At 71.6% G+C, this 21659-nt stretch carries 17 protein-coding genes; 6 read left to right on the forward strand and 11 right to left on the reverse strand.

What is annotated here, in order from left to right:
• The first annotated feature begins 60 nt into the window (after positions 1–60).
• Positions 61–909 (forward strand): C40 family peptidase, encoded by an 849-nt coding sequence (locus AOM46_RS09090; protein WP_062207864.1) that lies wholly within the window; start codon positions 61–63, stop codon positions 907–909.
• Positions 910–992: 83 nt separating this feature from the next.
• On the opposite strand, the gene AOM46_RS09095 is transcribed toward AOM46_RS09090, so the two are convergent.
• From AOM46_RS09095 to AOM46_RS09105, 3 genes are all read right to left on the reverse strand, one after another.
• On the reverse strand, positions 993–1238 hold the full coding sequence (locus AOM46_RS09095) for a hypothetical protein (protein WP_062207867.1): 246 nt from the start codon (positions 1236–1238) through the stop codon (positions 993–995).
• A gap of 43 nt (positions 1239–1281) precedes the next feature.
• Complete coding sequence (locus AOM46_RS09100; protein ID WP_062207870.1) at positions 1282–2592, reverse strand: geranylgeranyl reductase family protein; 1311 nt, start codon at positions 2590–2592, stop codon at positions 1282–1284.
• 228 nt (positions 2593–2820) lie between these two features.
• A complete protein-coding gene (locus tag AOM46_RS09105) occupies positions 2821–3519 on the reverse strand; it encodes a demethylmenaquinone methyltransferase (RefSeq protein ID WP_062207873.1) in 699 nt (232 codons plus the stop codon).
• Between the two features lie 95 nt (positions 3520–3614).
• On the opposite strand from AOM46_RS09105, the gene AOM46_RS09110 reads away from it, so the two are divergent.
• Complete coding sequence (locus AOM46_RS09110) at positions 3615–4010, forward strand: hypothetical protein (RefSeq protein WP_062207875.1); 396 nt, start codon at positions 3615–3617, stop codon at positions 4008–4010.
• A 33-nt stretch (positions 4011–4043) separates the two neighbouring features.
• Here AOM46_RS09110 and AOM46_RS09115 read toward each other — a convergent pair whose 3' ends face one another.
• The 6 genes from AOM46_RS09115 to AOM46_RS09140 form a co-directional block, all read right to left on the reverse strand.
• Positions 4044–5009, reverse strand: coding sequence for an SDR family NAD(P)-dependent oxidoreductase (locus AOM46_RS09115; RefSeq protein ID WP_062207878.1), 966 nt, complete (start codon positions 5007–5009; stop codon positions 4044–4046).
• Positions 5010–5139: 130 nt separating this feature from the next.
• Positions 5140–6576 carry a transposase gene (locus AOM46_RS09120; RefSeq protein WP_234313688.1) on the reverse strand — a complete coding sequence of 479 codons (1437 nt, stop codon included), beginning with the start codon at positions 6574–6576 and terminating at the stop codon, positions 5140–5142.
• A 94-nt stretch (positions 6577–6670) separates the two neighbouring features.
• On the reverse strand, positions 6671–7861 hold the full coding sequence (locus AOM46_RS09125) for a transposase (protein ID WP_078856623.1): 1191 nt from the start codon (positions 7859–7861) through the stop codon (positions 6671–6673).
• Between the two features lie 217 nt (positions 7862–8078).
• Positions 8079–9977 carry an anthranilate synthase family protein gene (locus tag AOM46_RS09130; RefSeq protein ID WP_062207882.1) on the reverse strand — a complete coding sequence of 633 codons (1899 nt, stop codon included), beginning with the start codon at positions 9975–9977 and terminating at the stop codon, positions 8079–8081.
• Complete coding sequence (locus AOM46_RS09135) at positions 9974–10660, reverse strand: isochorismatase family protein (RefSeq protein WP_062207884.1); 687 nt, start codon at positions 10658–10660, stop codon at positions 9974–9976. Before AOM46_RS09135 ends, AOM46_RS09130 begins: the two co-directional genes overlap by 4 nt.
• A gap of 77 nt (positions 10661–10737) precedes the next feature.
• Positions 10738–11910 (reverse strand): 3-deoxy-7-phosphoheptulonate synthase, encoded by a 1173-nt coding sequence (locus tag AOM46_RS09140; protein ID WP_078856624.1) that lies wholly within the window; start codon positions 11908–11910, stop codon positions 10738–10740.
• 345 nt (positions 11911–12255) lie between these two features.
• Between AOM46_RS09140 and car the strand changes: the two genes are divergently transcribed.
• The gene (car, locus tag AOM46_RS09145) at positions 12256–15672 is read left to right on the forward strand and encodes a carboxylic acid reductase (protein ID WP_304952208.1); all 3417 of its coding nucleotides are present in this window, start codon (positions 12256–12258) and stop codon (positions 15670–15672) included.
• A 49-nt stretch (positions 15673–15721) separates the two neighbouring features.
• Complete coding sequence (locus AOM46_RS09150; protein ID WP_067226009.1) at positions 15722–16444, forward strand: methyltransferase; 723 nt, start codon at positions 15722–15724, stop codon at positions 16442–16444.
• Positions 16445–16529: 85 nt separating this feature from the next.
• Here the strand turns inward: AOM46_RS09150 and AOM46_RS09155 are convergent, their stop codons facing one another.
• Complete coding sequence (locus AOM46_RS09155) at positions 16530–18086, reverse strand: MFS transporter (protein WP_062208743.1); 1557 nt, start codon at positions 18084–18086, stop codon at positions 16530–16532.
• A 103-nt stretch (positions 18087–18189) separates the two neighbouring features.
• Here AOM46_RS09155 and AOM46_RS09160 point away from each other — a divergent pair, with 103 nt between their 5' ends.
• Both AOM46_RS09160 and AOM46_RS09165 read left to right on the forward strand, forming a co-directional pair.
• Entirely contained in the window at positions 18190–19071 is an 882-nt protein-coding gene (locus AOM46_RS09160) for a helix-turn-helix domain-containing protein (RefSeq protein WP_062207892.1), read from the forward strand.
• A gap of 63 nt (positions 19072–19134) precedes the next feature.
• Positions 19135–19881, forward strand: a complete 747-nt coding sequence (locus tag AOM46_RS09165; protein WP_067226010.1) for a phosphatase PAP2 family protein — start codon at positions 19135–19137, stop codon at positions 19879–19881.
• Between the two features lie 1051 nt (positions 19882–20932).
• Here AOM46_RS09165 and AOM46_RS09170 read toward each other — a convergent pair.
• Positions 20933–21643: a pentapeptide repeat-containing protein gene (locus AOM46_RS09170; protein ID WP_078856626.1), complete on the reverse strand. Its 711-nt coding sequence runs from the start codon at positions 21641–21643 to the stop codon at positions 20933–20935.
• Positions 21644–21659 lie beyond the last annotated feature (16 nt).

Here is a 21659-nt window from a genome sequence, read left to right on the forward strand (position 1 = left end):
AGTGTGGCCGATTCCACGGCAATTGAGATCAACCCCGAACGGCTGATAGCCGTTGTTCCCATGTCCCCAATCCGTTACCGAGGCCGGCACCGCAAACCCCGGACCTCCCGCATCAGTGGCCTGCGCCTGATACGTGGCGGCGTCCTCACGGGCGTGGTCGGCTCGGTCGCGGTCACCGGCACGGCCGGTCCCGCGTCCGCGACCGAGCAGCCCGCCGAGTCCACCGGCGAACTGCCCACGGTCACCGCCGCGTTGGCCCCCAGCAACACCCTCGCCTTCCAGGCCACCGAGGACCTGGCCACCCACACCGAGCAACGTCGCACCCTGGCCTGGGCCCAGGAGCGGGCCATCGTCGCCGCCCAGCGCACGGCCGCCGAGCAGCGCGCCGAGGCGGAAGCCCGCGCCGAGGCCGAGCGGTTGGCGGCCGAGGAGGCCGCGGCCGCCGCCCAGGCCGAGGCCGAAGCCGCGGCCGAAGCGGAGGCCGCCGAGCAGGAGTCTGCGGCGCCGGCCGCCGAAGAGCCGCGGGTCCAGACCCAGTCGGCGCCCGCCTCCGGCGGCGCGGCGGCCGTCATCGACTTCGCCCGCGCCCAACTCGGCGACGCCTATGTCATGGGCGGCACAGGACCCGACAGCTGGGACTGCTCCGGCCTGGTGCAGGCCGCGTTCCAGACGGTCGGCGTCTCGCTCCCCCGCGTCTCCGGCGCCCAGGCCGCCGCCGGCACCCCCGTCTCGCTGGACGCGCTCCAGCCGGGCGACATCCTCTACTGGGGCGGCAGCCCGAGCAGCGCGTACCACGTCGCCATCTACACCGGCAACGGCACCTTCGTCGGCGCCCAGAACTCCTCCACCGGCGTGGTCGAACGCGACCTCGACTGGGACGCCCCCTCGGGCGCCGTCCGCGTCCTCTGACGCGGCACACGCCAAGCGCCGCCGCGCCCCGGCTCCGGCCTGCCGCCGGATACCGGGGGGGCGGTGGGCGGGACCACCGCGCGTCAGATCGGCAGGTCCCAACCCGGACCGTCCTCGGCGCCGATCCACACCCGCTGCCCCGTGACCGAGACGGTGATGCCGAACCCCTCCTGGTGCGGTGCGCCGGCGGCCCGCCACCGCCCCACGGCCCGCTCGACGCGGTCCCACAGACGGACGGGGCCGCGCTGTACGACGGTCCACCCACCACGGGGGTCGGCGGTTGTCCGCGCCTGCGAGCCGGTGGCCACGTCCCAGAGGATCTGTTCCACCCCCGCCCCCGGGCTGTCGCCGGAGGTCGGGGGCGGGGAACGGTCAGGCGCGGGGGGCCAGTTTGGTGAGGCCGTTGATGACGCGGTCGGAGGCGTCGCCGCCGGCCGGGTCGGTGAGGTTGGCGAGGAGCTTCAGCAGGAAGCGCATCAGCATCGGGTGGCTGAGGCCACGTTCGGCGGCCAGCTTCATCACCCGGGGGTTGCCGATGATCTTCACAAAGGCGCGGCCCATCGTGTAGTAGCCGCCATATGTCTCGCGCAGCACCTTGGAGTAGCCGAGCAGCGCCAACTCCCGTTGGGTGGGGCTCTGTCGGGCCAGCGCCTGGCTGATCACCTCGGCCGCGGTGCGGCCCGACTCCATGGCGTAGGCGATGCCCTCGCCGTTGAACGGGTTGACCAAGCCGCCGGAGTCGCCGACGAGCATCAGGCCGCGCCCGTAGTGCGGTTTGCGGTTGAACGCCATCGGCAGCGCCGCGCCCCGGATCGGGCCCGTCATGTGCTCGGGGGTGAACTGCCACTCCTCCGGCATGCTGGCGCACCAGGCGCGCAGCACCTCGCGCCAGTCCAGATCGCGGAAGGCCGGCGAGCTGTTGAGGACGCCGAGGCCGACGTTGGAGGTGCCGTCGCCCATGCCGAACACCCAGCCGTAGCCGGGCAGCAGCTTGGGCTTGTCGCCGCGCCGGTCCCAGAGTTCGAGCCAGGACTCCAGATAGTCGTCGTCGTGGCGCGGGGTGGTGAAGTACGTCCGGACGGCGACGCCCATGGGGCGGCGCTCGTCGCGGTGGCGGTCCATCGCGAGGGAGAGCCGGGAGGAGTTGCCGTCGGCGGCGACGACCACCGGGGCGCGGAAGGTGGTGGGGGTCTTCTCCAGGCCCAGCTTCGCCTCCACGCCGATGATCCGACCGGTGCGTTCGTCGCGGATCGGCGCCGAGACATTGCAGCGCTCGTGGACCCTGGCGCCGGCCTTCTCGGCCGCCCTGGCCAGCTGTTCGTCGAAGTCGTCGCGCTTGCGGACCAGCCCGTAGTCGGGGAACGACGCCAACTCCGGCCAGTCCAGCTGGACCCGCTGGCCGCCGCTGAGGATGCGCAGCCCCTTGTTCCGCAGCCAGCCGGCCTCTTCGGAGACGTCGATCCCCATGGCGATCAGCTGCTTGGTGGCCCGGGGGGTGAGGCCGTCGCCACAGACCTTCTCCCGGGGGAAGGCGGTCTTCTCCAACAGGACCACGTCGAGTCCGGACTGGGCGAGGTGGTAGGCGGTCGTGGAGCCTGCTGGCCCGGCCCCCACCACAATCACGTCGGCGGTGTGTTCGGAGGGGGTCTTCTCGGCGGTCTCAGCCACGTTCGGCTCTCCCATCGGCGTCAGAGGCAGACAGTGCTGGAGTCTATTCGGCGGGTGGCCCCGCGCGTCGGCGGCCCGACGGGGCCGGCGGCATCGGCATCCGCCGCCGCGCCCGGAGGACGGCGGGTCGGGCCCGGACGGCGGGTCGGGCCCGGACGGCGGGTCGGGCCCCAACGAACGCCTGCCCGGCGGAGCCCCCCGTTAGTCCCCGGGTGCCCGGGGCCGGCGCAGCGGCCGGGGCGGCTACGCGCCCGGCTTGGTGCCCCGGTGCAGGGCGACGATGCCGCCCGTCAGATCGCGCCAGGCGACCCGTTCCCAGCCGGCGTCGAGCAACCGGCGGGCCAGCGCCGGCTGGTCGGGCCACTCGCGGATGGACTCGGCGAGATAGGTGTACGCGTCGGGGCTGCTGGAGACCCGCGTGGCCACGGCCGGCAGCGCCCGCATCAGGTACTCGGTGTAGACGGTGCGGAACGGGGCCCAGGTGGGGTGGCTGAACTCGCACACCACCAGCCGGCCGCCCGGCTTGGTGACCCGCAGCAGCTCCCGCAGCCCGGCGTCCGGATCGGCGACATTGCGCAGCCCGAAGGAGATCGTCACCGCGTCGAACGCGCCGTCGGCGAACGGCAGCCGGGTGGCGTCCCCGGCGGTGAACGGGAGCCACGGCTGGCGCCGTTTGCCCTCGGCCAGCATGCCCTGGCTGAAGTCGCAGGGCACCGTGAAGGCGCCGGCGGCGGCGAACGGTTCGGACGAGGTGCCGGTGCCGGCGGCCAGATCGAGGACGAACTCCCCCGGGCGCGGGGCGACGGCGCGCACCACCGCCTTGCGCCAGCGGCGGTTCTGGCCCATGGCGAGAACGTCGTTGGTGAGGTCGTAGCGCGCCGCCACCGCGTCGAACATGGCGGCGACGTCCTTGGGTTGCTTCTCCAGCGAGGCACGTGTCACCCGGCCATTGTCCCGGATGCCCCCGCTACTCGTTCGGGGGACATCCCCGGACCGCGAGGTGAGCGGGACGGGGTCGGCCAACTACGGTGCGTGCCATGACTCAGCACTCCCGCGCGGCACGCACGCTGCGCCTGGCCTCCGTCACCGCCACCGCGACCGGCGCGCTGCTCGCCGCCGGCGCCGGCGCCGCCTCCGCCGCCACCGGCGCCGCCTCGCTGCCCGAGACGGTCGGCTCCACCCTGTCCACCACCACCGATGTCACGGAGCAGTCCCTGGGCAGCGCCCTGGATCCGGCCCTCGATCTGCGGCTGTACCCGCTGGCCAACACGGGGACCGATCCGTTGGACAACTCGGTCGGCACCCAGATCGCCGACTTCAAGCCGGTGGGCACCGACCTGGTCACGGGCCCGATCAGCGGGGGCGCGAACGCCCGGACACTGCTCGGCGGGGTGCCGCTGCTCGGCGAGCTGGTGGCACCGGCCGGCGGCTGACGCCGAGGTTGACGCCGAACGAACGGGCGCACCCTAGGGCACGTCGGCGAAGGCGTTCACGCCCGTCAGTTCGGCCGAGTAGGCCCAGAGCCTGGCCGCCTGCTCCGGGTCGATGGCGTACTCCTCGACGTCCGAGGCGTCGGCGATATCGCAGTCCTGGCAGTAGGCGCCGCCCAGACCGGCGAGCAGGGGGGAGGTCGCCGCCCAGACCTGGGTGGCGGCGCCCTGCTCCGGTGTCTTGAAGTTGGGGTCGATCCCGCGTCCCTCGGCGTCGACCCAGCCGCGATCGACCATCTCCCGCCGCTGGAGGTGCCGTTGCAGCGGGGTGAGGATCGCCCCCGGGTGCAGGGAGAACGCCCGCACCCCCGCGTCCCGCCCGAGGCGGTCCAGCCAGGCGGCGAAGAGCACATTGGCCGTCTTGGCCTGGCTGTAGGCCAGCCATTTGTCGTATCCCCGCTCGAACTGCACATCGTCCCAACGGATGGGCGAACCGCGGTGTCCGGCGGACGAGACCGAGATCACCCGGGCGCCCGACGCCCGGACGAGTGCCGGCCAGAGCCTGTTCACCAGGGCGTGGTGCCCGAGGTGGTTGGTGGCGAACTGGGACTCCCAGCCCGGGCCGACCCGCCGTTCCGGACTGGCCATGATCCCGGCGTTGTTGATCACGACGGGCAGCGCCCGCCCGGAGGCGAGAAAGCCGTCGGCGAAGCGGGAGACGCTGTCCAGGTCGCCCAGGTCCAGCTCGGCGATCTCCACGCCGGGCAGGTCGCCGACCGTTCGTTCCGCCTCGGCCGGCCGCCGGCCGGCCACGATCACCCGGGCGCCGGCGCCGGCCAGTGCCCTGGTGGTCTCCAGGCCGATGCCGGAGTAACCGCCGGTCACCAGCGCCCAGGTGCCGGAGAGGTCGATCCCCCGCAGCACGTCGGCGGCGGTGCTGCGCTTCCCGAACCCGGAGTTGATCTTCCGCTGTGGTGTGGTGAGTGTGATCGCGTCTGCCATGGCCGTCACGGTAGGTGTGAGAGCGCGCTCCAAGTCAACACCGGCCGTCGCCGAACGGGCGACGGCCAGCAGACGAGTCTTGCCCGCCGATCCCTGACACGGGCTCGATATGACGCCCGCCACAGTGGCGCTACGGCGCGGCGGTGCCGGCGGCGGAGACGCCGGAACGGACGGCCGCCGCCGCCGCGCCGTGCCACGAGGAGCGCGGGAACGAGCCGACCAGCTGCGTCCGTTCGGCCCGCTCGGCCCGTTCGGCGCATTCCGCGTGATCGGTGCGGGCGGGTCGGTCGGTCGGGGCGGGTCGGTCGGTGCCGGCGGTCCGGTCGGTCGGGGCGGGTCGGTCGGTCGGGTCGGTCCCCGAGGTCCAGGGGGGCGGCGGGGAGACATGGGCCAGCGCGAGGGCCGCGTGCGCGACCGAGACCAGGGTGATATGGCGGTGCCAGCCGTTGAACGAGCGGCCGGTGAAGTCCCTTATGCCCACCCGGTCCGTCACTTTTGCGAAGTCCTCGTCGACCCGGTCGGTGAGCCGCCGCAGTTCGGCGAGGAAGGTCGGCGACGCGTCGGCGATATTGGTCAACCACAGCTCGGTCGGCCAGTTCCTGGCGTCCCGACCGGTGCCCAGCAGTTTCCCGCTCGGAACGGCGGCGGGGTTTCTGCCGTAGCGGTGCGAGGGCAGGCCGACGTTCACGGCGGCGGCCAGGGTCGGCTGTCTGGGCCCGGAGGCGCCGTTCCGGTCCAGCGCGGGACGTCTCATGTTCCGCGCCATGCACATGATCTGTTGGGCCGGCAGCAGCCTCCCCGGCTGGAAGGAGAGCGCGGGATCGGCCACGGTGAACTGGAAGCCCCTGCCGACCCGGGCCAGCAGCGGCACCCCGGCGGCGTCGAGCGCCTCGTAGGCGGCGGCCATGTGCGCCTCGTCGATGTCCAGCACGACCGGGCGGGTGGGCAGCCCCCATTCCATCGCGGTGTCCAGGGTGGCCGCGGCCACGCACTCCGCCAACGTCTCCCCCGAGGCGCGGCCGCCGCGCGGGACCTGACGGCACCTCGGGTCTCTCACTAATCGGTGACTCGGCAGATGGAGACGCCAGTTGACCGGAACGCTCATCTCCGTGGAGACCGCCCACACCCCGATGGCGTGCTGCGCGTTCAACGTCTGTCCCAGGGCGGGGAAGTAGTGCCGGTCCACTCCCACGGAATGCTGTCCGGCCTTGGGAATGATAAGCGGTTTGACCACCCATGCCTGGGGCGCGAACGCCCCCATCAGAAAGGCCGCCAGGGTTCGGCGTATCGGGGTCCAGTCCCAGGTGGAGTCGCAGATGAAATGGTGCAGGTTCTGCTCGGAAACCTGGCCGTCGAGCAGCGCTGCGATGTTACGGATCGATTTTCGCCCCGGGGTCTCCAGTAAACCCCGCAGGTACTGCATGCCTTTTATGCGCTGGTCGCTCCTGGGGAGTGAGGTGAACAGCACCGAGCCGAGTTGGGCGAGAACCGCCTTCAGAAAGGCGGAACCAGATGGAGCGAGATTGTCCAGTCGGGCGCCTGAGTCGTGCAGATCGACGTCAATCATGGCTGTCCTCACTGTTACGTGGATCCGGACGGCTTCGTGGAGTTGACTGCCGCGGTGCGTTTTCTCGGGAACAACAGCTCGCGGGGAGGCGGAATCACATCCGGTCGGGGGCGAGCGGCACGGCCGGGTGGTGATAGAGGTAGGCGGCGGAGGCAAGGGTCATATGGTGGTGCCAGCCGGGGAAGGAACGTCCCTCGAAGTCCAGTAGCCCCAACTCCTCGTGGATACGCCGCACCGCCGCGTCGGTCACCGTCGAATGGTGGGCCAGCGCGCGGACGGTGCCGGGCCCGGCGCGGTGCGTCGAGGTGATCCAGAAACGGGGGTTCCCGGTGTGCTCCGCGACCAGCCGCTGCGTTTGCTGGTTCGCAGTCGCGGAGGGATCGGTGGCGGAGAGCAACACCTCGGTCATGGAGAGCTGCGGCTCGCCGGGGCGGGTGGACGTCGCCGCCGGCCGGTCGGCCTGGGCGACGGCGGCGGCGCTGCTCGGCAGTCCGGGGGCGCCCGCGCGGGGCGCGCCTCCCGGCAGGACCGCGCTGAGTGGCTGGTCGGGGGCCACCTCAAGGACGAAGTCCCGGTCCCGCCGGGCGAGATAGTCGACCAGATGGCAGGCGCTGTCGGCGTGGCTCAGCCGGTAGACCAGGGGCGCGGTGGTGGCCACCCCGGACGCCGTCAGCTCGTCCAGCATCTCCAGCGCGAGGGCCCACTCGGGCCGGAAGGTGACATCGGCCGGGATCCTGGCGCGTCGACGGCGTTCCGGATCGCCGCACCAGGCGTCGTCCAACAGGAGCCGCCAGGACACCGGAATGCTGTGGTGGCCGTCGCCGAGGAACAGGCCGACACCGACCTGGCAGTCGACGCGCTGCCCGGTCTCGGTGAGAACGCGCCGCCGCAGCCCGACGGAGTGCGTTCCCCGTTTACGCAGCCGTACCAGGCCGACGGTCCAGACGGCGCCGGGCAGGAGGGCGGAGACGATGCGGGCCAGTTCCACCCGTGACGCCGTGCAGTCCCAGGCGCTGGCGGTGATGAATTGTTGTAATGCCTGGGGGGCGCTGCCGGACAGCGCCAAATGCCGGGCCATGCGTCCCGCCGTCTTGCGGCCGGGAGTGCGGAGCAGGCCACAAAGATAAGTGGCGGCCCAGCGGCGCTGATCGCTGCGCGGTAGATGGCCGAAGACCCGTTCGCTGTAGGCGACTATGCCCGTGCATTCTTTGTCCTGCGCGGGCGGCCAGGGCGGACTGGGCTCGGCCGCGGCCGATGCGGTCAAAACGCACTCCTCCTCGGTCAATCCAGGGCTGAACTAAGACCTCGGTGATCATAAAGTTACGTCCGGGCAGAACGGGGGCGGTCAGACACGACTTCGTCAACTCGTAACGACGAATCCAGTAGTACCTTCCGGAGCGCGCGTCGCCGGAGTGCACAACGGCGTGCGCCCCGCGCCCGGGAGGGCACGGGGCGCGGGGCGCGGGGGCGCGGGGCAGGGGGCCACAGGGCGTGGCGGGTGATCAGGGCACGGGCGATGCGGCCAGCCCCTCCAGCAGCGAGGCGATCAGCCGGGGACCGTTCTGGGTCAGCACCGACTCGGCGTGGAACTGCGTCGAGGCGAAGCCGCCGGCGCGCAGTCCGTGCACCTCGCCGGTGGCCGGATCGCGGCTGATCTCGATCGTCCCGTGCGGCGGGTGCGCGAGCAGATCCTGGTCGGCGTGGGCGGCGAAGGTGTTGTAGAAGCCGACGCGTTCCGGCCGGCCGAACCAGTCGATCTCGCGCTGCACCCCCTGGTTCGGCGCCGGTCGGCGTCGCAGCGGCAGCCCGAGCAGGGCGCAGAGCACCTGATGGCTCAGGCACACGGCCAGGAACGGCCGGCGCTCCGCGAGGAGTTGGGCGATGGTGGTGCGCAGCCGCCTGATCTTGGGATGGCCGCTCTCGGCCGGATCGCCGGGTCCCGGGCCCACGATCACCAGCTGGTGCGCGGACACGTCGTACGGTTCGTCGAACCTGCGCACCGTCACCTCGCAGCCGAGGGAGCGGACCTGGTGGGCGATCATCGCGGTGAAGGTGTCCTCGGCGTCCACCACCAGAACGTCGCGGCCGGCGAGGAGCCGCCCCGGTTCGTCGCCGTGGTCGGGGCCGTGCAGCCAGAAGCGGGAGATGGTCTCGTTCCGCCGGTCCAGCGCCGCGCTGACCGAGGGGTGGGAGCCGAAACGGGTCGGCTCGTGCTCGCCGAGCGCCGCGAGGAGCCCGGACGCCTTGGCCAGGGTCTCCGCCACCTCGGCATCGGGGTCCGAATGCCGCACCAGCGTCGCCCCGACCCCGATGCCCATCCGTCCCGTGGCGTCGATATCGGCGGTGCGGATCAGGATCGAGGAGTCGAGGGTGCGCCCGCCGGTGGCGTCCCGGCCGATGAGGGCGGCCACCCCGCTGTAGTAGCCGCGGCCGACCGGCTCGTAACGGCTGATCACCCGCGCGGCGTTCTCCAGCGGGGAGCCGGTGACCGTCGGCGCGAAGAGGGTTTCGCGCAGGATGTCGCGGACGTCCCGGTCCGTGCTGCCCTTGATGAAGTACTCGGTGTGCGCCAGCCGGGCCATCTCCTTGAGCCGGGGGCCGACCACCTGGACGCCGCCCGGGCAGACCCGGGCCATCATCTTCAGCTCCTCGTCGACGACCATGTACAGCTCGTCGACCTCCTTACGGTCCGCGAGGAAGTCCATCACCCCTTCGAGGCTGGGGCCGCCGGCGGGATAGCGGTAGGTGCCGCTGATCGGGTTCATGACGGCCTGGCCGTCGCGGATGCTGAGATGCCGCTCCGGGGTCGCCCCCACAAAGGTGCGCCCGCCGGTGTGCACGAGGAACGTCCAGTAGGCGCCGACCTCGCGCTCCAGGAGCCGCCGGAAGAACGACAGCGCCATATGCCGTGAGAAGTCCGGGAGTTGGGCGGTGAAGGTGCGCTTGATGACAAAGTTGGCGCCCGCTCCGGTGCCGATCTCGGAGCCGATCACCCGGCGCACGATATCGGCGTAGGCCGCGTCCCCGATGTCGAACCGGCCGTCCTCGATCTTGATCGGATCGGCGGGCAGCCGGCGCAGGTGCTCCCCGAGCGGCAGCGCGGCGTATCCGCGCACGGCCATGGCGAGCAACGGTTCGCCGTCGGGGCGCACCTCGAAGCCGCGTTCGGCGATCTGACCGTAGGGGACAAGAACGAACAACTCCTCGCCCTCGCCCGGCACTTCGGCCAGCGGAAGGTCGGCGAGCGCGGCGACCTCGGCCATGTCCCCGGTCAGCACCTCAAGGACCCCGGGGCCCGACCACTCGGGGCGGTGCAGCAGCACGAACGCCTCCGTGCCGCCGTCGAGCACCCGGGCCAGCGGGTCCACCGGGTGCTCGGAACCCGTCTCCGAAGCGGTCATATCCGCTCCGTTCCGGGGCGGTGCGCCGGCTGCGGCACGTCGGCCCGGCCGAGTTCGTCCAGCAGGGTCCTGGTGGTCAGTACCCGGCCGGCGCGCCGCGCCGCGTAGGAGAGGGCGAGTCGGTGGTCGTCGGGGGAGAAGTCGGCGGTGGCGTCGGCGACCAGGAACGGCTGGATATCGTGGCTGAACGCGTCCACCGCCGTCATCAGCACCCCGACATGCGCGTACACCCCGCAGACGATCAGCTGGTCGCGTCCGCCGGCCCGCATCCGTTCCAGCAGGTCGGACCGGACGAAGGCGCTGTAGCGCCATTTGGTGAAGAGCCAGTCGTCGGGCCCGGGGGCCAGTCCGGCGACCACGCCCCGGTGTTCGGGCGCGGCCCGCATGCCGGGGCCCCAGAAGTCGCTGAGCAGGCCGCGCTGTTGGGGCGTCATCCCGCCGGGCTGGGCGGTGTAGGCCACCTGGACGCCCAGCCGGACACAGCGTTCGCGCAGCGCCGTCGCGTTGGCGAGCAGCGAGCCGCCGGGTTCCTCGGCGGGTGGAAAGGGCTTGAGGAAGTACTCCTGCATGTCGTGGAGCAGCAGCACGGCCCGTCGTGGATCCGGCGTCCAGTGCACGGTGTTGTCGGGCAGATCGGGCTCCGCCGGCATCGGGTACGGCGCGACCGGGGGAATACCGGGCATAGTCGATGAGGTCCTTTGCTCGTGCGATAGCGAGGGGTGCGGATCGTCGTGGTGGTCCGGCGGCCGGTCCTGGTCGCTCAGCCGCGCCAGGCCAGCACCACCTCGACGGCCTGCCGGGGGTTGAGGCGCGGATCGCAGAAGCTGACGTACTTGTCGCCGAGGCGTTCGACGTCGTCGGCGTCCCACGCGCATTCCGTCACGTCCTCCGGCGTGGTCTCCAGATGGAGCCCGGCCGCGACGCCGCCGCTCTCCGCCACGATCTCCTGGAACTCGCGCAGCTCGCGGACGACGGTCCCGACGAAGCGCGTCTTGAGCCCGTCGGCGGCGCTGACCGTGTTGCCGTGCATGGGGTCGGACAGCCAGAGCACCGGGAAGCCGGCCCCGGCCACCGCCCTGACCAGCGGGGGCAGCGCCCGGCCGATCCGGTCGGCGCCCATCCGGGCGATCAGGGTGAGCCGGCCCGGCTGACGTCGCGGGTCCAACCGTTCGCAGAGCGCCAGCAGTTCGTCGGGCCGCCAGGTCGGACCGACCTTGACGGCGACCGGGTTGGAGATCGCGGCGAGCAGCGCGATATGCGCGTGGTCCAGCTGCCGGGTGCGGTCACCCACCCAGGGCCAGTGGGTGGAGGTCAGCAGCAGCGTGCCGTCCGGTTCGCGGCGCAGCAGCGGCAGTTCGTAGTCGAGCAGCAGCGCCTCATGGCTGGTCCACACCGGCGCTTCGAGCCCCGGCCGGCTCTCGGTGCCGCGCCAGCCCAGGAAGTGCATGATGTCGCTGGCGGCCCGGTAACCGGCCAGCAGATGCCATGGGTTCGGCTTCCGCAGCTCCGGGTCGGGCTCGGGCCGGTTGACCATATGCCCCCGGTAGACGGGGAGTTCGCGGTCCCCGACGCGTTCGACGGGGGACGAGCGCGGCTTGCCGAACTGCCCGGCGATCCGGCCGACCCGCAGCACCGGCTTGCCGGCCGCCAACTTCTGGGTGCCCGCGAGGACATCGAGCAGCGCGGTCTTGCGGCGGACGTCGTTGGGGGTCGCCTCGGCCGGGTCCTCGGCGCAGTCGCCGATCTGGACGACCCCGAGACGGCCGGCCGCGGCCTCCGCCAGGAGGGTACGGAGCCGGTGCACCGCCTCGGCGTCCACCAGGGCCGGCATGCCTTCCAGAAGTTTTCTGACCTCGTCGATCTCCGGATGGTGAGCCCAGTCGGGCTGCTGGAGCGCGGGCGTGGAGCGGAGTCGGGACAGTGTGTCGATCATCGAATATCCCCCAGCTGGCCATTCGGTTCCGTCAAGGGCCCTGCTCGCGCCGTTCAAAGACATTGAGCAATGATGTGCCGTCGGCGGCACGGACACGGCTCCGCCACCGACAAGTTCACCTCTCCGAGGAAACGTACTGTTGCCGGACTGACGCCGGAGAAACAACGGTTCGGGTCGTAGTCCGTCAGGTATCCGTAAGGACAGGGCATGCCGTCCGAACAGACTTGACAGATCCTGCTCCCCTTCCACAGCGGGTGGTCCCACCCCTGGTTAGATTGCGGCCGGGCACCATTCATGCGTATCTCGGTAAACGAGCGTAACGGTCATGGGATGGGGAGAACCAGAATGCGACTCGCGCGATTGATGGCAGAGATAATGGAGCGCTACGCGGACCGACCGGCCGTCGGTGAACGCGCCCGGGAGTTCGTCCGGGATCCGGAAAGCGGGCGCCTTTCGCTGAACTTGTTACCGCGCTACGAGCTGATGACGTTCGGCGAACTGTGGGGTCGCATACGGTCGGTGGCGGCCGAATGGCACCACCATCCGGAAAGTCCGCTGCGGGCCGGTGAACGGGTCGTCTTTCTCGGGTTCTCCAGCATCGAGTACTCGGTGGTCGATCTGGCCTGTGTGCATCTCGGCGCGGTCGGCGTCCCGCTCCAGACCAGCTCCCCGGTGGCCCAGCTCGGCGCCATCGTCGAGGAGACCGAGCCCGCCATGATGGCCACCAGCCTGGAACGCCTGGACACGGCGGTCGAGCTGACGCTGAAGAGCCCTTCGGTCCGGCGGATCGTCGTCTTCGACCACCGTCCGCAACTGGTCGAGGAGACCGAGGCGTTCGCCGCCGCCAGGGAACGCCTGGTCAGGGGCGGCCATGCCGCGATGCTCGACGCCCTGCCGGATATCGTCGACCGGGGATCGGCGCTGCCGGCGGCGCCGCTGTACACGCCGGACGACGGCGACGACCCGCTCGCGCTGCTGATCTACACCTCGGGCAGCACCGGCACGCCCAAGGGCGCCATGTACACCGAACGGCTGGCCAGCGCCATGTGGGGCGGCGCCTGGGCGAAGCTGTTCTCGGACGAGCACGCCGTCACCTTCCACTACATGCCGATGAGCCATGTGGCCGGGCACTCGTCGCTGAAGAACACCCTGGCGCGCGGCGGGATCACGTACTTCACGGCCGCCAGCGATCTGTCCACCTTCTTCGACGACATCGCGCTGGCCAGGCCAACCGAGATATCCCTGGTGCCGCGCGTCTGCGAGATGCTCTTCCAGAAGTACCGGAGCGAACTCGGCCCCTACCTCGGCGAAGGCGGCGGGGACGGCGATTCCGATACGGTCGGCGCCGAGGTCAGAAAGCATATGCGGGAGAACATCCTCGGCGGCCGTATCGCCTGGGCCAGTTGCGGCTCGGCGCCGCTCTCCGACGAACTGCGCGAGTTTGTCGAATCCCTGCTCGGTTTCGATCTGAACATCATCTACGGCTCCACCGAGGCCGCCGCGATCTCCGTCAACGGCGAGCTGATCCGGCCCCCCGTGGTCGACTACAAACTTCTCGACGTCCCCGAACTCGGCTACTTCGGAACGGACACCCCGTATCCGCGCGGTGAACTCCTGCTGAAGACCGACGCCATCATTCCCGGCTACTACAAGCAGCCCGAGCTGAGCGCCGAACTCCTGGACGACGACGGCTACTACCGGACGGGCGACATCGTCGCCGAGTTCGCCCCCGGCCGGCATTCCGTCGTGGACCGCCGGAACAGCGTGTTGAAGCTCTCCCAGGGCGAGTTCGTGGCCACCACCCATCTGGAAGCCGTGTTCTCGGTGAGTCCACTGGTACGGCAGATATTCGTCTACGGAAACGGCGAGCGGTCCTATCTGCTCGCCGTGGTCGTTCCCTCGGGCCCGCTCGCGGAGTTCGGCGGCGAGGAGGAGTTCCGCGGTCTGCTGCGCGACTCGTTCCAGCGGATCGCCAGGGACCAGGGGCTCAACTCGTATGAGATTCCTCGTGGTTTCCTGGTCGAGACCGAGCCGTTCAGCCAGGCGAACGGGCTGCTGTCGGACCACAGGAAGCGCCGCAGGCCGCAGCTCGTCCAGCGGTACCGCGAGCGGCTTGAGGCGCTGTACTCCGCTATCGCCGCCGAGGAGGCGGACGAGCTGACCACGGTGCGCCGCCTGGGGGCGACCCGGCCCGTTCTTGAGACGGTCCAGCGGGCCGCCCGCGCCCTGCTCGGCGGTGCCCTGACGGAGGTAAGCCCGGATGCCCACTTCCGGGACCTCGGCGGCGACTCACTGAGCGCGGTGTCCTTCGCCAACCTGCTGCGCGACACCTTCGACGTCCGCGTCCCCGTCGATCTGGTCATCAGCCCGGCGACCGATCTGCGGCAACTGGCCGCCCATATCGAGGCCAAACGCGCCGCCGGTCCCCCGCAGGTGACCTATGCGTCGGTGCACGGGGCGGAGAGCCCCGAGGTGCACGCCGCCGATCTCACCTTGGAGAAGTTCATCGACGCCGACACCGTCGAGGCGGCCGGCTCCCTGCCGCGCCCTGCGGACGAGCCACGGACTGTGCTGCTCACCGGCGCGAGCGGCTATCTCGGCCGTTTCCTGTGCCTCGAATGGCTGGAGCGACTCTCCCGCACGGGCGGCCGGCTCGTCTGCGTGGTGCGCGGCGGGAGCGCGGTCGCGGCCAGGAAGCGCCTCGACGAGGCCCTGTCCTCCGGCGACCAGACGCTGACCCGACGGTTCCAGGAGCTGGCCGACGCCCATCTGGAGGTCGTCGCCGGCGAGTTGGCCGAGCCGCGGCTCGGCCTCGACGAGGAGACCTGGCGGCGGCTGGCCGACGAGGTGGACACCATCGTCCACGCCGGCGCCCTGGTCAACCATGTCCTCCCGTACCAGCACCTGTTCGACGCCAACGTGGTCGGCACCGCGGAGCTGATCCGGCTGGCCCTCACCGGCCGCCTCAAGCCGTTCACCTATGTCTCCAGCGTGGCCGTCGCGACCTCGTGGACCGGCGGGCCGGCCCTGGACGAGGACTCCGACGTGCGCGCCGCCGTCCCGGTGCAGCGCGTCGAGGAGGGGTACGCCAGCGGCTACGCGACCAGCAAGTGGGCCGGCGAGGTGCTGCTGCGGGAGGCGCACGACCGGTGCGGCCTTCCGGTCACCACCTTCCGGTCCAACATGATCCTCGCGCACAGCCGTTACCCGGGGCAGCTCAACGTCCCCGACGCCTTCACCAGGCTGCTCTTCAGCCTGGTCGCCACCGGCATCGCGCCGCACACCTTCTACCGCGCCGACGAGACCGGCCGGCCGGAACGGGCGCACTACGACGGCCTGCCCGTGGACTTCACCGCCACCGCCGTCGTCGCGCTGGGGGCGCACGCCGCGACCGGCTATCGCACCTTCAGCCTGGTGAACCCGCACGACGACGGGATCTCGCTGGACACCTTCGTCGACTGGCTGAACGAGGCGGGCCACCGGATCGACCGGGTGGCCGACTACGACGGCTGGCTGCTGCGCTTCGAGTCGGCCCTGCGGGCCCTGCCGGAGCAGCGCAGGCAGCACTCCCTGCTGCCCCTCCTCCACGGATACGCCAGCCCCGAGCCCGTCGTCCCCGGATCCGCCATCCCGTCCACCCGGTTCCGGGCCGCCGTCCTGAACGCCGGAATCGGCCAGGACGGCGACATCCCGCGCGTCTCGGCGGAACTCATCCGCAAGTACGCCGACGATCTGCGCCCGTTCCTCGCCGCCCAGGACTGACCCGCACCCCCTCGCCAACCCCCGACCGGCAAGCCAGCAAGGGAGCATCATGACCCAGGCATCCGTTTCCAGAACGCCCGAGGAGCGCTACCGACTCGGGATGGATCTCGTCGAGCAGTTGGGCAGCGGCAAGAGCGTGCCCACCACCTTCGAGCTGTTCGACCTGGAGTGGGAGGTGCTGCCCGGCACCTACGCCCCGCACCGGGGAACCGGCACCGAGTGGTACACCACCGCCATCCCCTATCCCGAGGGCGGCCGTTTCCTGGAGATCGGCAGCGGGGCGGGCGTCACCGCGATCTGGGCCGCGCTCCGGGGCGGCTGCGCCTCCGTCACCGCCACCGACATCACGGACACCGCCGTGGGCAGCACCGCTCGGAACGCCGAACTGCACGGCGTCGGCGACCGGGTCAGAACCTTGCGGAGCGATGTCTTTGCGGAGTTGGACGCCGATGACCGTTTCGACATGGTCTTCTGGAACTGCAGCGTCTTCGAGGCGCCGGCGGAGTTCGAGTTCACCAGGGACGTCGAATGGGCGATCTTCGACCGGGGCTATCAGGCCCTCGGCCGCTACCTCTCCCAGGCGCACGACCGGCTGCTGCCCGGCGGCCGGGCCCTGGTCACCTTCAACACCCTGGGCGATATCGACCGGGTCACCAGGGTCGCCGCCGAATCCGGCGTGCGGCTGAACCTGTTGGACAGCTCGGCCCGCAACCTGAAGGGCCATGACGTCACCTACAAGCTCTTCGAGATCCTGCCGGTCCAGGCCGACTAGCGCGCGGGGCCTCACGGTCGAAGGGGACGGAGCGTGCCACCGGCGGCATGCTCCGTCCCCTTGGCGTGTGTCGGGGCGGGCCCGGCTAGCGAACGCCGGCCTCCTCGGCGCCGCCGGGGGCGACGGCATCGGCGACAGCGGCCTTCGGACCCTCGTCATCGGGGGCGGCTCCCTCCTCGTCGGCCAGGACCTTCGGAACCCAACGCAGGGTGAGAAGGCCGAGGACCGCGTGGAGGACGCTGGCGGCGACGGCGACCACCCGCAGACCGTTGACAAAGGCGTCCTTCGCCTGGTCGATCACCACGGGCGCGAGCCCGGGAAGATCGATCGTCTCGCCGAAGGTACCGGCCAGATCGGGCCCCTGCAGTCGGAAGATCAGCACGGACAGCGAGCCGAGGAGCGCGATACCGAGCGCGTTGCCGATCTCGTTGCTGGTCTCGGCGATCGCGGCGGCCGACCCGGCCCGCTCGCTGGGCACGGCGGCCACGGCGGTCTCCGCGACCAGGCTGAACGAGATGCCGTAGCCCACACCGGCGAGCACCGTGGACGCGATATACCAACCCACCCCGCCGGACGAGGCGATGGGCAGCAGCAGCAGAAGCCCGACCGCGATGAAGAAGTGGCAGGTGACCAGCGCCGTCCGCTTGCCGATGCGGGCGACCAGCATCGGCGTCACAATGCAGGTCACGGTCAGCAACAGCGCACCGGGGATGGTGAGATACGCGGCGCGCAGCACGGAGATCCCCAGCACCGACTGGAGATAGACCCCCGACAGATAGGCGGTCGCCGACCAGGCGGCGAGCGGCAACAGACCCGTGATGATCGCGATGGTGAAAACCCGGTCACGGAACAGGCTGAACTCGATCAGCGGACGCTCAAGTCCAAGCTGCCGCTTGATAAACCACGCCAGCACCACCAGACCGACCACCCCGATGGCCACCGTGACCGAGTCCACGCCCTCGGCCGCCATGTGCTTGACGGAGTAGATGCTCATCAGCAGGCCGACCACGGACAGCACCACGCTCAACGCGTCGATCCGGCCCGGCCGCGAGGCCTCCACCTCGCGGAGCAGAACCGGCGCCAGCGCCAGGAACAGCACGATCACCGGCAGGTTGACCAGGAAGACCGAACCCCACCAGAAATGACTCAGCAGCTGACCGCCGACGGCCGGGCCGATCGCGAACCCGGCGGCGAACGCGGCGGCGAAGATCCCGATCGCCTGCGCCCGCTGCTTCGGGTCGACAAACAGCTCGCTGAGCACCGCGAGCGCCGAGGGCAGCAGCGTCGCCCCGGCCAGACCCATCAACGCCCGGAACGTGATGAGCATTTCCGGACTCGAAGCGAACGCCGCGCCCAACGAGGCGAGCCCGAACAGCGTCACCCCGATCATCAGCAGCTTCAACCGGCCGTACCGGTCACCGATATTGCCGAAGGTGATCAGCAGGGAGCCGACGATGAAGCCATAGATGTCCAGCGTCCACAGCGCCTGGTCGGCGGTCGGCGAGAGCGCTTCCGTAACCTTCGGCATGGCCAGGAACAGCACCGAGCCGTCCATCGCGACCAGCAGGACCGGGCCCAGAATCACCGCCAGGCCGAGCCAGGCCCGCAGTCCGGGCTTGTGGGTATCAGCAGTCTCATTCATGCGCACGAGGATGAGTCGCCGCAGGTCGGGCAACCAGCCCCACGTCGTGGGTACACCCCACAGGGATACCCTGGCCGGCTCGGGCCGTCCTACGCTCGAAAGCATGGAACTGGAGAGCCTCGGCACGTTTCTCAAGACCCGCCGCGCTCGGGTCACGCCGGCCGACGTCGGACTCCACACCTATGGATCGGCGCGCCGCGTTCCCGGCCTCCGGCGCGAGGAGCTGGCCCAACTCGCCGGCGTGAGCGCCGGCTACTACACCCGGCTGGAACAGGACCAGGCCGGCACGGCCTCCCCGCAGGTCCTCAACGCGCTGGCCCGCATCCTCCAGCTCGATCCGGCGGAGACCACCCATCTGCACAACCTCGCGCTGCGCCGTGCGGTGCCACGGCTGGTCCGCCACCAGCGGGAACGGCTCTACCCCCGGGTGCTCGCCCTGCTGGAGTCGCTGGGCCAGATCACGCCGGCCATCGTGCTCGGCCGTCGGGGCGACGTGCTGGCATGGAACAGCACCGGACACGCCCTGCTCGCCGAGCACGTCGACTTCCGGGCGCCGGAGGAGCCGGCGCGCCGCCCTTCGATCCCCCGGATGTTCTTTCTCGACTCCCACACCCGCGATCTGCACGAGAACTGGGACGAACTCGCCCGCAGCCATGTGGCGTTCCTGCGGTTCACCGCAGGCCGCTATCCCACCGACCGTCGGCTGGCCGAACTGATCGGTGAACTCTCCATGCGCAGCGACGACTTCGCCAAGCTGTGGGCCACCGGGGATGTCGCCGACTGCACCGTGGGCACCATGCGGCTGCGGCACCCGACCGTCGGCCGGGTCAACGTCGACTACCAGGTCTGGCTCCAACCCGACAGCCCCGACCACCGGTTGGAGATCTACACCGCCAACGACGACTCGTCGGCCGACGCGCTCAACCTGCTGTCCGGGCAGGGCGCCGCCCAGCACGTCCCCGAGGCGGTGCCGTCCGACCGCTGACGCTGGTGAAAACCGCACCCCGGCTTGGGCAGATGACCCCCGGATGGCCTACGTTCAGCTGCCATGGAAACAGATCCTGAATTCGGCGGGCCCGGCCGTCGTCTGCTGGGTGCGGCGGCCTCGCTGGTCGTGGGGGCGCTGCTCATCCTCTGGCTCGCGCCCGGCGGGTTGGGGAACGACCAGCCGGTGCACGTGGTGGGCGGCACCTCGGTCGACATCTACCAGTCGATCACCGAACGGGTCGCCGACGCGCCGTCCTGGTTCGGCCACCTGCTGGAACTGGCCACCGAGGGCACCCTGGTGGTCCTCGGCCTGATACTGCTGTGGGTGTGGTGGCAGGGGCTGCGCGAGGGCAACGCCCGCCGGGTCGCCGGCGCCGTGGTGGTCGGGATCGGCATGCTCGCCGCCTATGGCACGAGCGAGGCGCTGAAGCTGGTGGTCGACGAGGAACGCCCGTGCCGGGCGGTGCCCGGCGCCCAGGCGCTGGCCGAATGCCCGCCGGTGGGCGACTGGTCCTTCCCGAGCAACCACTCGACGCTGGCGGTCGCCCTCGGCGTCGGCCTCACCATCCTGCTGCCCCGGCTCGCGGCGGTGGCGCTGCCGCTGGCCGCGTTGGGCGCGCTGCTGCGGGTGGCGGTCGGCGTGCACTACCCGCACGACGTGCTGGCCGGCAGCGCGTTGGGCGCTTCGGTCGCCGCCGCGGTGCTGCTTCTCCTGGGCCCGCTGGCGGTGGGCCCGACGACCACCGTCTTCGGCCGCTGGCTGACCCCCCCCCCCCGCCCCACCGGCCAACACCGCCGCACCACCTGACCCCGACGCTTTTCCCCACCCACCCACCCACCCACCCTTTCCCGGCCCCGGCCAGCGACAGGGGCCCGAGCCCCGAGCCCCGGGGACGGCTCAACCCACCCCACCAGGGGCGGGCCCCGGCAGGAGCTGGGTCAGCGGGCCCGGGAGACAAGGCCCACCCCTCCAGGTGCAAAACCTGCCCCGGCAGAGGTAAAACCCTCCCGGCCAAGGACAGGCACCGCCCCGGCAGGGGCCGGGATCCCGGGCCGCCAAGTCGACCGCCCACCCCGCCAGAGGCAAAGCCCGCCCCGCCAGAGGCAAGACCCACCCGGCCAAGGGCAAGGCCGCCCCGGCACGGGCAAAACCCGCCCCGCCCGGGGCTGAGCCCTCCGGCAGGGGCAGGGGTCCCGGGCCGCCAGGGGCAAACCCCGCCCGGGGCGCGGGCCCCGCCAACGGCAAGCGCCCGCCCCGCCACGGGCACCGCCCACCCCGCCGGGGGCACGGGCCCCGCCGGGGGCAAAGCCCGCCCCGCCAGGGGCAATGCCCGCCCGGCCAAGGGCAAGCGCCGCCCCGGCACGGGCCGGGGTCCCGGGCCGCCAGGGGCAAAGCCCGCCCCAGCAGGGGCAAAACCCCCCGGCCAAGGGCAAAGCCCGCCCCGCCAGGGGCACCGGCCCACCCCGCCAAGGGCAAGGGCTCGGTGGCAAGCCCCGCCCCGCCAGGGGCAGAGCGCCCCGGCAGGGGCAAGCCCCGTCCCGCCAGGGGCAGAACCCACCCCGCCAAGGGCAAGCGCCGCCCCGCCCGGGGCTGAGCCCTCCGGCAGGGGCAGGGGTCCCGGGCCGCCAGGGGCAAACCCCGCCCGGGGCACGGGCCCCGCCAACGGCAAGCCCCCGCCACGGGCACCGCCCACCCCGCCGGGGGCACGGGCCCCCCGCCAGGGGCAGAGCCCGCCCGGCCAAGGGCAAAGCCCGCCCCGCCAGGGGCACCGGCCCACCCCGCCAAGGGCAAGGGCTCGGTGGCAAGCCCCGCCCCGGCAGGGGCAAGGGTCCCGGGCCCCCTGGGGCCCGGGGGTGGCTTAGCCCGCCCCGGCAGGGGCTACGTGGAGGCCTAGTTCGGCCGCCAGCACCGGGGCCAGCTCAAGGAGTTGGGTGGGGGTGACGACCGCGCCGGCCAGGCGCCCCGCTCCGCGGGTGATGTCGAGGGAGGACACGCCCCGCAGATCCACGTCCCGCAGCGTCGCCGACGAGAAGTCGGCGCCGCGCAGCTCGCAGTCGTCGAACGACACCCGCTCCAGCGTCGCGCCGCCGAAGTCGGGCTCCACCAACACACAGCCCTCGAAGGTGACATCGACCAACCGGGCCTGCCGCAGGTTGAGGTAGTCCATCTTGCCGCCGCGCAGCAGCACCCTGGTGAACGTGGCGCCGCCGCACTGCGCCCCGCCCAGCCGCGCGTCGCTGATCTCCACGTCCCGCAGCTCCGCGTCCATCAGATCGAGGCCGACGCCGCGCACCTCCTGGAGCAGGCTGTCCAGCAGCCGCGCCCCCTTCAGCCGCACGCCGTCGAGCACACAGCCGCGCAGCGCGCAGTCCAGCAGGCTGGCCCCGCCGGCGTCCGCTCCCGTGAAGTCGCCGGAGACGAACTCCACGCCGTCGTAGTCCTCTTCGGCCCCGAAGGGCGCCGATGCGTCGAAGGGGATCGGCTCCTCCGGCAGCGCCAGCGACGGCCGCCGAGGGGCCGTCACCACCCCGCCGCCGCCTCGTCCGCCGCGCCCGCTGTTACTCGCCATGCCGCCCATCCTGCCT

Source organism: Streptomyces sp. NBRC 109706 (genome assembly GCF_000974485.1).
Taxonomy (GTDB): Bacteria; Actinomycetota; Actinomycetes; order Streptomycetales; family Streptomycetaceae; genus Streptomyces.

Excerpts from the sequence above, each read along its gene's own strand:
- AOM46_RS09090 (WP_062207864.1), top strand. The coding sequence starts at position 61 with ATGTCCCCAATCCGTTACCGAGGCCGGCACCGCAAACCCCGGACCTCC.
- AOM46_RS09100 (WP_062207870.1), bottom strand. The coding sequence starts at position 2,592 with ATGGGAGAGCCGAACGTGGCTGAGACCGCCGAGAAGACCCCCTCCGAA.
- AOM46_RS09110 (WP_062207875.1), top strand. The coding sequence starts at position 3,615 with ATGACTCAGCACTCCCGCGCGGCACGCACGCTGCGCCTGGCCTCCGTC.
- AOM46_RS09115 (WP_062207878.1), bottom strand. The coding sequence starts at position 5,009 with ATGGCAGACGCGATCACACTCACCACACCACAGCGGAAGATCAACTCC.
- AOM46_RS09120 (WP_234313688.1), bottom strand. The coding sequence starts at position 6,576 with ATGATTGACGTCGATCTGCACGACTCAGGCGCCCGACTGGACAATCTC.
- AOM46_RS09130 (WP_062207882.1), bottom strand. The coding sequence starts at position 9,977 with ATGACCGCTTCGGAGACGGGTTCCGAGCACCCGGTGGACCCGCTGGCC.
- AOM46_RS09135 (WP_062207884.1), bottom strand. The coding sequence starts at position 10,660 with ATGCCCGGTATTCCCCCGGTCGCGCCGTACCCGATGCCGGCGGAGCCC.
- AOM46_RS09140 (WP_078856624.1), bottom strand. The coding sequence starts at position 11,910 with ATGATCGACACACTGTCCCGACTCCGCTCCACGCCCGCGCTCCAGCAG.
- car (WP_304952208.1), top strand. The coding sequence starts at position 12,256 with ATGCGACTCGCGCGATTGATGGCAGAGATAATGGAGCGCTACGCGGAC.
- AOM46_RS09150 (WP_067226009.1), top strand. The coding sequence starts at position 15,722 with ATGACCCAGGCATCCGTTTCCAGAACGCCCGAGGAGCGCTACCGACTC.
- AOM46_RS09155 (WP_062208743.1), bottom strand. The coding sequence starts at position 18,086 with ATGAATGAGACTGCTGATACCCACAAGCCCGGACTGCGGGCCTGGCTC.
- AOM46_RS09160 (WP_062207892.1), top strand. The coding sequence starts at position 18,190 with ATGGAACTGGAGAGCCTCGGCACGTTTCTCAAGACCCGCCGCGCTCGG.
- AOM46_RS09165 (WP_067226010.1), top strand. The coding sequence starts at position 19,135 with ATGGAAACAGATCCTGAATTCGGCGGGCCCGGCCGTCGTCTGCTGGGT.
- AOM46_RS09170 (WP_078856626.1), bottom strand. The coding sequence starts at position 21,643 with ATGGCGAGTAACAGCGGGCGCGGCGGACGAGGCGGCGGCGGGGTGGTG.